Annotated in this window: 12 protein-coding genes; 4 read left to right on the top strand and 8 right to left on the bottom strand. The window is 37.6% G+C overall.

Annotated features, from left to right (window positions below; translation table 11 throughout):
• Positions 1-18: 18 nt before the first annotated feature.
• The 5 genes from ACZ1GR_RS14760 to ACZ1GR_RS14740 form a co-directional block, all read right to left on the bottom strand.
• The gene (locus tag ACZ1GR_RS14760; RefSeq protein WP_472609666.1) at positions 19-861 is read right to left on the bottom strand and encodes a sugar phosphate nucleotidyltransferase; all 843 of its coding nucleotides are present in this window, start codon (positions 859-861) and stop codon (positions 19-21) included.
• 6 nt (positions 862-867) lie between these two features.
• Positions 868-1,917, bottom strand: coding sequence for a GHMP family kinase ATP-binding protein (locus ACZ1GR_RS14755; RefSeq protein ID WP_472609665.1), 1,050 nt, complete (start codon positions 1,915-1,917; stop codon positions 868-870).
• 7 nt (positions 1,918-1,924) lie between these two features.
• Positions 1,925-3,313: a Gfo/Idh/MocA family protein gene (locus ACZ1GR_RS14750; RefSeq protein WP_472609664.1), complete on the bottom strand. Its 1,389-nt coding sequence runs from the start codon at positions 3,311-3,313 to the stop codon at positions 1,925-1,927.
• A 245-nt stretch (positions 3,314-3,558) separates the two neighbouring features.
• A complete protein-coding gene (locus ACZ1GR_RS14745) occupies positions 3,559-4,446 on the bottom strand; it encodes an MBL fold metallo-hydrolase (protein ID WP_472609663.1) in 888 nt (295 codons plus the stop codon).
• 48 nt (positions 4,447-4,494) lie between these two features.
• Positions 4,495-5,010 carry a hypothetical protein gene (locus ACZ1GR_RS14740; protein ID WP_472609662.1) on the bottom strand — a complete coding sequence of 172 codons (516 nt, stop codon included), beginning with the start codon at positions 5,008-5,010 and terminating at the stop codon, positions 4,495-4,497.
• A 118-nt stretch (positions 5,011-5,128) separates the two neighbouring features.
• On the opposite strand from ACZ1GR_RS14740, the gene ACZ1GR_RS14735 reads away from it, so the two are divergent.
• Positions 5,129-5,959, top strand: a complete 831-nt coding sequence (locus tag ACZ1GR_RS14735; protein WP_472609661.1) for a DMT family transporter — start codon at positions 5,129-5,131, stop codon at positions 5,957-5,959.
• 64 nt (positions 5,960-6,023) lie between these two features.
• Here the strand turns inward: ACZ1GR_RS14735 and ACZ1GR_RS14730 are convergent, their stop codons facing one another.
• Complete coding sequence (locus tag ACZ1GR_RS14730; RefSeq protein WP_472609660.1) at positions 6,024-6,743, bottom strand: GLPGLI family protein; 720 nt, start codon at positions 6,741-6,743, stop codon at positions 6,024-6,026.
• 155 nt (positions 6,744-6,898) lie between these two features.
• Positions 6,899-9,541 carry a valine--tRNA ligase gene (locus ACZ1GR_RS14725; protein ID WP_472609659.1) on the bottom strand — a complete coding sequence of 881 codons (2,643 nt, stop codon included), beginning with the start codon at positions 9,539-9,541 and terminating at the stop codon, positions 6,899-6,901.
• Between the two features lie 199 nt (positions 9,542-9,740).
• Between ACZ1GR_RS14725 and ACZ1GR_RS14720 the strand changes: the two genes are divergently transcribed.
• Complete coding sequence (locus ACZ1GR_RS14720) at positions 9,741-10,127, top strand: DUF1573 domain-containing protein (RefSeq protein ID WP_377764806.1); 387 nt, start codon at positions 9,741-9,743, stop codon at positions 10,125-10,127.
• Positions 10,128-10,164: 37 nt separating this feature from the next.
• On the opposite strand, the gene ACZ1GR_RS14715 is transcribed toward ACZ1GR_RS14720, so the two are convergent.
• Positions 10,165-11,514, bottom strand: coding sequence for a PDZ domain-containing protein (locus ACZ1GR_RS14715; RefSeq protein ID WP_472609658.1), 1,350 nt, complete (start codon positions 11,512-11,514; stop codon positions 10,165-10,167).
• A 155-nt stretch (positions 11,515-11,669) separates the two neighbouring features.
• On the opposite strand from ACZ1GR_RS14715, the gene ACZ1GR_RS14710 reads away from it, so the two are divergent.
• Both ACZ1GR_RS14710 and murB read left to right on the top strand, forming a co-directional pair.
• Positions 11,670-12,863, top strand: a complete 1,194-nt coding sequence (locus tag ACZ1GR_RS14710; protein ID WP_472609657.1) for a pyridoxal phosphate-dependent aminotransferase — start codon at positions 11,670-11,672, stop codon at positions 12,861-12,863.
• Entirely contained in the window at positions 12,860-13,876 is a 1,017-nt protein-coding gene (murB, locus tag ACZ1GR_RS14705; protein ID WP_472609656.1) for a UDP-N-acetylmuramate dehydrogenase, read from the top strand. The genes ACZ1GR_RS14710 and murB overlap by 4 nt, the downstream gene beginning before the upstream one ends.
• Positions 13,877-13,962 lie beyond the last annotated feature (86 nt).

Below are 13,962 nucleotides of genomic sequence, written 5' to 3'. Positions count from 1 at the left end.
GTTTAAACCAGAACAATTCTAGCCTATAAATCGCTTTATATCGTTGGCATCGGTCAAATCAGGAATAGCTTCTGACCTGGGGTAACAGTAGATTCCACCATCAATTTCACCGGCCATTTTTCTTACTGCTTGGGGCAGTTCTTTTTCATCGCGTACAGGATCCAGCAAACAATTCTCAAGATAGGGATAAACAACATCGCCCGAAAAACTGAAAATATTCATGCTAACCCTTAGAATTCCTTCAGCATCTCTATAACCATCAACCTCTTCCGGATTGGGTTTTTCAACAATTCCTTTTAGAAATCCATTTTCATCGATATCCATGAGGGCAAACTTAGCGATGCGCTCGTCGGAAAAATTTAATCCGGCACTACTATAACTAATAAGTGCATTTGGTGCCGTCCTTTCCTTTTTTAAATCTATAAGCGCATCGGTGGAGTATAGATTATCGCCATTGCAAACTGTAAATCGTTCTTTTAACAATTCAGGATATTGGTCTATACACTGCTGCAAGGCATCGGCGGTACCTAGAGGTTTAGCCCTGTCTTCTGGTACATATTGCACGGCAAAATGAAGGCTTATATTTTTATGGGCTTCCTCTTTAAAAAATTCCTTGGCGAACTCTTTGAATGCGGCATTTTCAGGGGATGTAATCACATATACCCTCTTAATTTTAGCAGAAATTGCATTCTTCAACAAATAAAACAACAATGGTTTTTGGGCTTCACCTAAGGGTATTAAGGTCTTATGTAGATTTTTAGCAATAGCTAAAGTTTTATCATCTAAACCAGATGAAGCCAAGCTCCGCTTCATTCTTGATGAGGCACCACCGGCCATTATCACTAAACTCTCATTCTTCATAAATAACTATGTTAGTTGTACTTCATATGCATTTACGGCGTTTGAAGCAAGAAAAGCATTTATCACCTTATTTTTTAATTCATCCGTTGTAATGGCCACCATACAGCCGCCGCCGCCAGAACCAATTATTTTTGCACCTAGTGCACCTGCTTTCCTTGCAGCATTCATCATTTTTATCATTTCTTGAGGTGTATTCTGAATCTGATTCTGAAGAATTTCTTGATGCTGGTTCATTAAATCTCCCAAAACTTTAATATCTGGGATATCTTTTAACAGTTCTGCCTGTGCTTTTCTGGTAATATCATAGTTATGTATCGTCGCATACCAATGATTTTGAAACTTGTCTGGCACCAAGGCCCTATATTTTTCATAATCTGAAACTGTCGCAGCGATAGTTTTAAATTCGGGGACCCTTTTTTGTACCGCCTCAACTGCGTTTTGAGCATAAACTCGAGCATTTTGGAGTACCTCTAAGGTCTGTTTCGAAATACCGGACTCCGCAACAACCAATGTGCCTAACTGTGTGCTTAGCTTACCACTTTTTCCTGTTTCCGTATCGATAAATAGCATTCCGCCTTGTGCTATGGTATATTGATCCATTATGCCCCCGGGCTGTTTAAAGTAAACCGCTTCTGCTTCATAGGCCAAATGGCCTAATTCTATATCACTAACAGCAACCGTATTTTTTTGAATCTTAACCAAAAACCGAAGCCAACAAACCACCAAAGCAGAAGAACTGGATAGTCCGGCATTTACAGGAATATTACCTGCAATCTCAATATCATAACCTTGTTCAAAAGCAAATCCCTTTTCCTTAAGAACGGCCATACAAGACCGAAAATAATCTCCATTCTGTACGTTCTCCAAAGTATCATTAACTGCTATGGTCAAACTCTCGTTTAAATCTAGCAGTTTAATATCAAAATTATTGGTGTTATTTGGTACCGCTTTTAACTGTATAAACCTGTTTATAGTGCCTGCAATTACAGGCAGGCCTAAATAATCTTGATGGTCACCATAGAAACAAATTCTTGCAGGAACTTTTATATCAATCATTTAAATTCTAATTTATTATTGAAAGGGGTTTTGTGTTTTTCCAGTTTCCTCTTGTAAAGTCTGGGAAGGGTTGGGGAGCTCCTTCACTCGCCACCGAGCGTTCGCTTAGCGGGGCAACGGCACTCCAAAAACAACCTTCGTAAACGTTTTGGTCTAAGGGCTGTCCTTTTTGTAGGCATTCTACAATACGGTAAACCATGATTCCGTCCATTCCACCATGTCCACTTCCCTTAGCAGCCTGGTTAAGTCTTTTGTATAAAGGATGGTCATACTTTTCATATAGTGCTTGCAACTGCTCACCTTGCACCCATGAATGATGATCTTTAGTGATGCCTTCAACGCCACCTTCCAGCGCTACTCTAGTTGGAAAACCGGCAAGTGTACCTTTCGTTCCTTGAACTAGATTCAACCTTGAATAGGGCCTTGGACTGGTTTCATCCCATTGCACCATTACGGTTTTACCCAATTTTGTTTTAATTATAGATGTATTTAAATCTCCACCATTATACTCCAATTGATTCCATTTATGTGCTTTTGGGTAATTTGCTTCGGCATACCTTTCTCTACCTACTGCAGGGGTTGAAAAAGAAACCAAACTCTTAAAAGAATCTGCCCCCCTGCCCAAACTCATATACTGTGCAACCGGACCTAGGCCGTGCGTAGGATACAAATTGCCATTTCTTTTCGCATAATGATGTGTGCGCCAAGAACCAGTACCTCTTTCTTCTTCCTTCATTTGCCATCTTAGCTCATGAATATAGGCTGCTTCTCCATGCAAAATATCTCCTACAACTCCTTGCCTGCACATATTTAAAAACATCAGCTCATCTCTACTGTAGTTTACATTTTCAAGCATCATACAATGCTTCTTGGTGCGTTCTGATGTATCAACAATATCCCACATTTCTTGAAGCCTAACGGCAATCGGCACTTCTACAAAAGCATGCGCACCCATATTCATTGCTTCTATTGCCATAGGGGCATGGTTATGCCAATTGGTAGCGATGAAAACAATATCTGGTCGCACATCTTTCAACATATGTCGCCATTGATCTTCGTCACCCGAATATTCTGCAATATTCCGATGTCTATTCTCATCTGAAACTTCGCGTACCCAACCCACTTTTTGCTTCACCAAATCTTCATAAATATCACAAATAGCAACCACCTCGGTATTGGGCAGAGCCGCCAAGAATTTTAAATGATCACCCCCTCTTGCTCCTACCCCAATAAAAGCAGCTCGAACAACCTCGAGTTTAGTCGCAGCAAAATCTCCCATATAGGTTGCACCTGAGGGACGCTCCCGCTGTGCGGATAACGTATTCGGCAGTATTGATATCGCAGCTGCCGATAAAGAGGTTTTCTTTAAAAAATGACGTCTATCTAAGTTTTTCATATTCACAAAATGAGCATTTCAGTGTGAAAAATAGTGAAATTGAAAATACCAAAAATACTCGAAAAGTAGCATAGTGTAGCACAAAGAACATGAAAAAGAGACTTTTCAACCCTCTATTTCGCACTTTTACACTGTAGAACCCTTGAATAAAGACGCAAAAAAAAGAATTAAATGTTTAATTATCGCACCGTTTAGCCAAATAAGGAAGTAAAAAAACCATTTGAAAAAGAAATAAGCTCTATGGGCTAATCTGCAGACTTATAAATGAACTCCACAATACGATCAGCGTTGATAAACCCTTGTCCAAAAGTTGAATCCCATTCTTTTGAAAGACCAAGTTTCTGGGTTTTTTCCAGAGAGTTACCCTCACTTCGGGCTTTTATTACGCGTTCACGCAATTCAGAGATTACCTCTTTGTATTTTTTCAAATCTTCTTTACCAACAGTGACTTTTCCGTGACCAGGAATTATTTTGGTATCGTCATCAATTATCCCCAAGGCCATAGTGACATTACTAATTAATCCATCGATATCTCCGCCAGAATTTAAATCGATATAGGGGTAACGACCAACAAAAAAGTTATCTCCCATGTGCAGTATATTATCTTCTGGAAAATAATAATACGAATCACCGTCTGTATGGGCATCGTTTACATGCATAGCATGCATACTTTTTCCGCCGCCAAGGTAAAGTGTCATCTTATCATTAAAAGTTAGTATTGGCAAGGCTGCTTCGGGTGAAGGTTCAGAAACTCGTCCACCGCCACGTTCTTGCTTGGTAGACATTCTTTTTCTAACATTTTCATGCGCAATTATTATTGCTCCTTGGTTTGCCATATTTTCATTACCCCCGGTATGATCACCATGCCAATGGGTATTTAAAACCCACTTTACTGGTTTGTTCGTTAAGGTCTTAACATGCCCCAATATTTTTTCAGATAAGGGCCCAAACTGGTCGTCTATCACGAAGGCATTTTTTTCGCCGATGGCCAAACCAATGTTACCCCCTGCACCATAAAGCACATAAATGTTATCGGAAAGTTTTTCGGAAGTAATTTCAACGCTACTCCAATCTCGTTGTGCATTAGACCATAAACAAGTAAAAACAAATACTAAGTAGGTGATTTTTTTCATCTTAAGGTGTAAAGGTTATGCCTATAAGTTACCTATTTTTCAAAAACCTTACACCAGCAGCATAATAAGTGTCAAAACAACGCCTCCTGCTACGAAATAAAGTCCTTTTTTAAATATTGTACTACCAGGCAAAAACATCCAGAACGCCGAAACCACAAAAAACAGAAGTGCAAGGCCAAAAAATATGTTTAGAAAAAATAATGGGTCTTTAGATGTCGCTTTATGCATATGGGTCATTTTATCAAGCACTAATGGAAGCTTTTTAGTGCTATAATTTACTTCACCCGTTTGGGTATTGTAAAAGCCTTGCTCAAATTTTGCCACTGCCCCATCTGTAGCAGTGAAGTTCAACCCTTTGATTTTTATAAGCTTACCTAGCTCTTCAGCACTTAAATTGGCTTCAAGCTGCTTTTCGTTTACAGTTTCGATTTTTAAGAAATCTGTTTTTCTAAAAATCAAAACAATACCGCTTATGGCGTAAACCGCCATTATTCCGGTTAAAAAAAAGCCTAGATAACGGTGATAAATTCTCAATTTATTGGATACTTCTCTTTCTTTTGACATTATTTAGAATGATTTTAAACAAAGAAAAGTCTTTTGTAACATATTTACAAGTGAATGATAAAATACATTACACAAATACGCCATTTAATACTGTAGCTTTGTTTACTTATTTCTACTAGTGAAAAAAGCGTTTCTTTTTATGCTCATCAGTACGGCCTCATTTTCGCTAATGAACGCTTTTATCAAATATTTAGAACATATTCCTGGGTTTCAATTAGTGTTTTTTAGATCGATCACTTCATGTGTATTCGCAACCACATACCTTTTAAGAAATAAGATTCCCATTTTAGGAAACCAAAGAAAATTACTCTCTCTCAGAGCCTTATTCGGCCTTATTTCGATGAGCTTGTTTTTTCTGTCCTTTAAACATTTGACTATTGGAACCGCGGTATCTTTGCGCTACATCGCACCTATTTTTGCTGCGATATTTGCAGTTTTTTTGTTAAAAGAAAAGCTGAAACCCATTCAGCTGCTCTTCTTTCTGATGGCTTTTTCTGGTGTTATCATCCTTAAAGGTTTTGATGGAAACGTGAGCAACACCGGTATGGCTTTGGTAATAACAGCTTCAGTTTTTACAGGTCTGGTTTATATAATGATTCGAAAGATTGGTAAAGGCGACCACCCTGTCGTTGTGGTAAATTATTTTATGTTTCTATCAACAGTGATCGGTGGGCTTATCTCCATTTTTATATGGATACAACCCCAAGGTTGGGATTGGGTGTTATTAGGGAGCCTAGGAATCTTTGGCTATTTCGGCCAAGTGTATATGACGAAAGCTTTTCAAATAGCAGCAACTAATAAGGTTGCTCCAATAAAATATACCGAGGTAATTTTTACCATTGCCATTGGTGTCTTTTGGTTTGATGATAATTATACCTTCTGGAGCTTTTTAGGGCTCTTTTTAATTATTGGAGGATTGGTGGCGAATACTTTGATAAAGAAGGGTTAATCATTGTTTTTTGAAAGCAGAAAAAAGCTACTCTAATATTTATGCTTCTTCTTAGGCGAAATAATCATCCCCCTCCTTTAATTTGCTCGATTTCTGCCTCTAGTGTTTGGTAATATTTATCAAAGGACATACGTGTAACTCCAATTGGTGGTTCTATATTAACCGTTCCTTCTTCAATCCTCATAAACTTAAACAAAACTTTGGCATACTTTAATTCAAGAATTAGACCAGGTAGACCATTATATCCTAAAGGGCCAAAATAAAAAGGGAGTTCATCTGTGAACCAGGCCTCGATTTCCTCATTAAAAGAACCTCTCTTTCTTATAATAGTTGCTTTTAGCACATTAAATTCACCTATCATCTTGGTTTCATTTGTTATTTCCCATTGCTCGTCTTCGGTCAACATTAATAAGGTACTAATTCCATAAGTCGTTTTTAAAACCAATTTTTCAATGCTATCTTCCTTAGTGTGCCAAACTTCGTCACCAGAGCAAAATCCTAATGCCAATTCATACAATGACGTATCTATACTTGGCTTTTCCAACTCTTCGATTTTTTTAAAAACCGCCTCTTTATCGTTGACGAGTAATTCAAATTGAAAATTAGAAAGTATCTTCTGAACTTGCTTCATGATATCTTTAACCTCCGCACTCTCGTAACTATCCAAGTCATTCTTAGATTCGACTTCATAAATTATACGAAATGACCTTTGCGCACTTGTATCTGGAATAGTAAATAGCAACAAAAAAAATAAAACGAAATATTCTGGTTTTAACCACTCCATAACTTAAATTTTAATATCAAAAGTGTAAAGTTTCCTTATACCAAAATTCCTATTTAAGATATTCTAGAATAATTCCCTTATTTGTATCGATTTTAACTTTTACTTCTAAGTTTCATTAAAACTTTATACAGATAGCCTCTTAGCTCTATATATTGTTAGGACAAACTCGCTAAACTCTTTTCCAAAGTTTCAATCTTAGCTTCGGCATCAGCTACTTTTTTACGCTCCATTTCTACAACTTGTGGCGGTGCATTATTTACAAAGCGCTCGTTGGATAGTTTTTTTTGTGCCGATTGTAAAAAGCCTTTGGTGTATTTTAATTCTTCATTTAGTTTTTTCAATTCTTCTTCTACATCTATGGCGTCAGCAATAGGTATAAAATACTCATTACTCTTTACCCTAAAACTTAATGCCCCATCCACCGCTTCCGTAACAGTGCTAATACTAGATAGATTGCTTAATTTGGTAATAATGGCATTCAGTTTAGATGAGACCCCACCAGCGTTAAGCTCCAACAACTCCAATTCATCTTTATTGGGAATATTTTTCTCTTTACGAATATTACGCACCCCAGAAATTACCTCAGCAGCAAAATCAAAATCTGCAATTAGATTACTGTCGGTCGTACCGACTTTGGGCCAATTTGCAATACACAAAGCTTCTTCAGGAGAACGTTCGTTCATGTGCTGCCAAACTTCTTCACTCAAAAATGGCATAAATGGGTGCAGTATTCTTAGGTTTTCTTCGAACAAATGAATAACCGACGTCAACGTCTTCTTATCTATTGGTTGTTGGTAGGCAGGCTTTACTATTTCTAAGAACCATGAACAGAAATCGTCCCATATCAATTTATACATTGCCATCAAAGCATCAGATATCCTATACTTGCTATAATGGTCCTCAATTTCAGCTAAAGTTTGATTAAACTTGGCAGTGTACCATTCAATTCCAATCTTAGCGGCTTCTGGCTGTTCTATATCTGCTACTTCCCACCCTTTTACCAATCTAAAGGCATTCCAAATTTTATTGGCAAAATTCTTTCCTTGCTGACATAAAGCTTCATCGAACATTAAATCATTACCCGCAGCTGAACTTAAAAGCAAACCAACACGAACACCATCAGCACCATACTCTTCAATTAATTTTAGGGCATCTGGAGAATTACCCAAAGATTTTGACATCTTACGACGCTGTTTATCCCTTACCAATCCTGTTAAGTACACATTCTCATAAGGTCTTTCATTACGAAACTCGTACCCAGCTACAATCATACGAGCTACCCAGAAAAACAAAATATCTGGCCCAGTAACCAAATCATTTGTAGGGTAGTAATAATTTACCTCTTCATTATCAGGCTCTAAAATCCCTCCAAATACACTAATAGGCCACAACCAAGAAGAGAACCAAGTATCGAGTACATCGTTGTCTTGGCGTAAGTCATTTGCTGTAAGTGACCTCTCGACTCCGCTCGAGGTGACAGCTTGTTGAGCAAGTTTTAAAGCCTCTTCGAGTGATTCGGCAACTACAAAGTCTTCTTTACCATCTCCGTAATAATAGGCGGGTATCTGTTGCCCCCACCATAATTGGCGAGAGATATTCCAATCTCGGATATTCTCCATCCAGTGGCGATACGTGCTTTCAAACTTTTTAGGGAACAGTTTTACCTCCCCATTACCCAAAACAGCCTCTATAGCGGGTTTTGCCAAATCTTCCATCTTCAAAAACCACTGATCAGAGAGTCTTGGCTCTATAACCGCTTTTGTACGCTCTGAAGTACCAACTTTATTAAGATGCTGCTCCGTTTTTACCAAAAACCCCTTTTCTTCAAGCTCTTTGGCAATTTCTTTACGCACCACAAAACGATCTTTGCCTTCATAATGCATTCCAAAAGAATTCAGGCTCGCATCCGCATTAAAAATGTCTATTACTTCTAGATTATGCTTCTCCCCTAAATTTTTATCATTCTCATCGTGTGCAGGAGTAACCTTTAAACACCCGGTACCAAACTCAATATCGACGTATTCGTCTTCAATTATCGGAATCACCCGGTTGCAAATAGGCACAATGGCCTTTTTACCCCGTAAATGGGCATATCGCTCATCATTTGGGTTAATACAGATAGCGGTATCACCTAAAATAGTCTCTGGGCGAGTGGTTGCAATCGTAACCTTTTCATCAGAACCTTCAATTTCATAAGACAAATAGTACAATAGCCCCTGTCTTTCCTCATAATTTACTTCTTCATCTGAAAGTGTCGTTTGTGCTTCAGGATCCCAATTTACCATTCTAAAACCCCTGTAAATCAAACCTTTATTATACAAATCAACAAAAACCTTGATTACAGATGCTGACATATCGTCATCCATAGTGAACTTGGTGCGACTCCAATCGCATGAACAGCCTAATTTCTTTAGCTGTTCAAGAATTACCCCACCGTACTCATCCGTCCAGTCCCAAGCATGTTTAAGGAACTCTTCACGGCTTAAATCCGACTTTTCTATTCCGTTTTCCTTTAATTTGGCAACCACCTTTGCTTCTGTAGCTATAGAAGCATGGTCCATACCGGGTACCCAGCATGCATTCTTACCTTGTAGACGTGCTTTTCTTATTAAAACATCTTGAATAGTATTGTTAAGCATATGCCCCATATGCAGCACCCCAGTAACGTTTGGTGGTGGTATAACAATGGTGTAAGGCTCTCTACTATCGGGCTTAGAGCTAAAAAAGTCGTGTTTCATCCAGTAGTCATACCAGTGGCCCTCTACTCTTTTAGAATCATATTTAGATGGAATCTCCATATTTTCGGTACAGTTTTTGTCTTATCCTGGGTGAATTGGAATTTTATGAAGAAAAGCAATGTTAAATTTTAGTGCTGTTCGACCAAATACCAATTCTATAAATACGAAACAAAAGTAAGTAACGTTATTAGATGACAAAAGAATTTTGGATGTAGGTTTAAATCTCCTAAATTTGAAGTTCCTCAAAAAAATTAAAAAGATGAAAAAAGCAGTACTTTTATTATTTGTAGGTCTTATGGCCTTAAGCGTAAAAGCACAGGACAAGACCGCAAAAATTGAATTTAAAGCCGAGACCATTGATTATGGAAAGGTACAACGTGGCGGAGATGGTGTTAGAACTTTTGAATTTACAAATACGGGCGATGCGCCTTTAGTAATTAGTAATGTAAAATCAAGTTGTGGATGCACCATTCCTAAAAAGCCAGAAGCTCCAATTGCTCCAGGTGAGACCGGAAAAATTGAAGTAAAATATGATACAAAAAGACCTGTAGGTCCTTTTAGAAAGGCTATTACCGTAACATCAAATGCGGATACACCAACTAAAGTCATCAAAATTAAAGGTGAATTAGTGGAAGGTGCGAAATAAGTAGTTGAAAAATATAAATTGAAAGCCTTGACAATTGTCAGGGCTTTTTTGTTTTAAAAATATCCTTGACCACAAAAGAAAAAAGCAAATCCCTATTATAACGCTCTATGAGTAGGCGCACTTTTTTTCCCTCTTTCTGATTGATCATCGATAAAATTTCCTGTAACTTGTACTGGTGTACTCTTTTTCCGTTTACCGCTAATATGATATCACCTTCTTTAAGGCCGGCCTCTTCGGCAGGGCTACCAGCTCTAATACCAGAAACTATTATTTCAGGGACCAAACTTAACCTCGTTCTATCACCCATCAAAATTTGTACGTTACCAAAAGTATCTTTTTCATTACCAGATTTCACAATACCTTGAGCATTGGTAATACGCTCAGAAATGTAACGCAGTCCATTATGCTGAAGGGCTATGCCCGCTAAATTGTATTGAAAAGGTGTTTTGAAGTTGGCATTTTTCTTTAGGTAAATACGTTTATTACTATAGTCAAAAACCATATTAAAACGCTTTAGAACCTCACCTCCCAGACTACCGTTTCGGTTGCCGAGGTTTTTAATAGCACTAAAAGATTCTCTAAAAGGAAAAGCGGCTTTAGCGTCCTTGAGTAGAAAATCGCCGACACGAATCCCTTTTAGCTTGGTTCGCTTTCCAAATATGTCTCCACTCAAGCCTTTTCCCAAAAAGTCATCATAATTCTTCTCAGGAATTTTAACTCCTTTTTCAGGGTCATGAAACAACCATAAGGCATCACTACTACCCGTGTCGACCAACAGTTTTACAGGAACATCAGAATCGTCTTCCAAAAGAATGGCTCCCGTTAAATAGGCCTTTTTCTTATAAATAGCTAAAGGCAATTCTTGGTGTTTGGTTAATTTCTCTTTCTTGTATGAATCTGGATTATAAAGTTTTATATAACTCCTAGTATAGTTAACGTCAACTATAAAATTTTCAAAAACATCATAGCCAATTATACCGTGTACCGGAATTCCCAGTGAAGTGGAGAAGTTTAAATCCTTATCTAAAACAACAAATAACGATTGTTTAAAATTTGCTGCATTGCCTAGTTTTACTATGTTGTTTCTAGATTTTAATGCTTCCATTGGCTCTCCCTCGCCTAAACCTCGCAAGGTTATTTTAGATACATCGTTAATCTGAATCGAATCTTGATTTGTAATATTGAATAATATAGGGCTACTAACCCCTGAATCCAATATAAAAGAAAGCTTAGCCCCGTTCACCTCAACAGGAACAATCATTAGATTATTAACGAGCTCAAAATTTATTTTCTCGAACTTCTTACCTGGAGGAATCTGAAATTTTTGGGCGTACAAAATGCCCCCAAAACATAGAAGAAAGCATGTTATGTAGCTAACTCTTAACATGAAAGAAGTAGTATTTAATTGATTGACTCTTTTAAAGATAGCAAATAAATAGCTTGGTTACATTTAATTTAACATTAGTCAAACTGATAAATAAAACACCGTTAAATTGTTTTGTTTAAGTGGTTTATCGATTTTTGTGAAAAATTAAGCGCGAAATGCCAAAAATTTCTTTAAAAGGGAGCAAGATGCCTTCCTCGCCTATTCGTAAACTAGTTCCTTATGCTGAAGCAGCCAAAAAAAGAGGCACTAAGGTTATTCATTTAAATATTGGGCAGCCGGATATCAAAACTCCAAGAATCGCTTTGGATGCAATAAAAAATAGTGACATTGAAGTTTTGGCCTATAGCAGAACCGAAGGTTCAGAAGAGTATCGTGGTAAAATTGCGAAGTACTATGCCAAACATCATCTAAAAGTTGAGGCCGAAGAAATTATTGTAACTACCGGAGGTTCTGAGGCCTTATCATTTGCAATGGGAAGTATTCTAGACGAGGGCGACGAAGTCATTATTCCAGAGCCCTTTTACGCCAACTATAATGGCTTTGCGACGGCAAATGGTGTAAATGTCGTACCGATTGTCTCTAAACTTGAGGATAATTTTTCATTACCGGCAATATCTGAGTTTGAAAAATTGATTTCACCAAAAACCAAAGCCATTCTTATTTGTAATCCAGGTAACCCAACAGGTTATCTGTATAACAAAGAGGAAATTGAGCAACTGACTGAATTGGTAAAAAAACACAACCTTTTCTTGATTGCCGATGAAGTGTATCGTGAATTTGCTTATGATGGCAAACAGCATTATTCCCTATTAGGTATTTCCGGATTGGAAGATTATGCCATTGTTATTGATTCGGTTTCTAAACGATATAGCATGTGTGGTGCAAGAATCGGATGTTTGGTATCAAAAAATAAAGAAGTGATACAAACGGCCTTAAAATTCGCACAGGCAAGGCTATCCCCTCCAACTTTGGCACAAATAGCAAGTGAAGCAGCTTTGGATACGCCTCAAAGCTATTTTGACGATGTCATAGAAGAATACGTCTCTAGAAGAGACTTATTGATATCAGAATTACAAAAAGTTGAAGGAGTCAAAGTTGCCCAACCCAGTGGTGCTTTTTATTGTGTCGTAGAATTACCTGTAAAAGACTCTGATGACTTTGCACAATGGCTGCTTGAAAAATTCAATGTGGACAACGAGACCGTTATGGTCGCGCCAGCTGCTGGCTTTTATGCTTCCGAAGGTTTAGGAAACAATCAGATACGAATAGCATATGTGCTGGAGAAAGAACAGCTTAAAAAAGCAGTTCACATTCTCTCCGAGGGATTAAAACAATATCACAATTCGTGAACATTCAAGAAAACATCTCTTTAAAATCTTACAATACATTTGGTATTGAAGCAAAAGCTAAGTTCTTTTTGGAGGTGAACAGCTTATTGCAGCTGCAAAAAGCATTACAATTGTCGGCCTACCCCGAGAAATTTGTAATCAGTGGTGGTAGTAATATGTTGCTTACCAAAGATATTGATGCTTTAGTATTGCATATCAATCTCAAAGGAATCTCTGTCTTTGAAGAAGAGGAAGAAGCTGTAGTTATTAAAGTTATGGCGGGTGAAAATTGGCACCAACTTGTACTCTGGTCTTTGGAACAAGATTATGGAGGTTTAGAGAATCTTTCCTTAATTCCCGGAAATACCGGTACGGCTCCTATACAAAATATAGGAGCTTACGGAACCGAGCTGAAAGACATCTTTGTTAGCTGTGAGGCCATGGATATCCGCACGCAAGAACTAAAGGAATTCAAGAAGGAAGATTGTAAGTTTGGTTATCGAGAATCAATTTTTAAAAAAGAGGTAAAAGGGCAATTCATCATTACCTCGGTCAAACTAAAACTTACGAAAAGCAACCATAAGTTAAACACCCTTTATGGGGCCATCGAAGATGAATTAAGTAAACATAATATTATTCACCCCACCATAAAAGATGTATCAAATGCTGTAGTGGCTATTCGAAAGAGTAAATTACCAGACCCTCAAGAGATAGGTAATAGTGGCAGTTTTTTCAAAAACCCAGTAGTTTCAAAAAAGACCTTTGAAGCTTTCAGCAAAAAAAATCCAGACGCTCCGTTTTATGCGGTGGATAACAAAACCTTTAAAATACCTGCAGGTTGGCTTATTGAGCAATGTGGTTTTAAAGGAAAGCGTTTTGGTGATGCCGGAGTGCACGAAAAACAGGCTTTAGTACTCGTAAACCATGGCAATGCCACCGGAGAAGAAATTTTAGACCTAGCATACGAAATTAAAAAGGCAGTTTTAGATAAGTTCAATATCAGTATTGTTCCAGAAGTAAATATTATAAAATAACCCCCGAATTTCTAAGTAGAAAAACAGGGGTTATACCAAACCAAACTAACCAAAAATTTATATACGTTTAAACTGTTGTCTTTATT

The sequence above is a fragment of the Croceitalea sp. W27 genome, from assembly GCF_055693185.1.
This window is presented reverse-complemented; position numbering and strand designations above follow the sequence as displayed.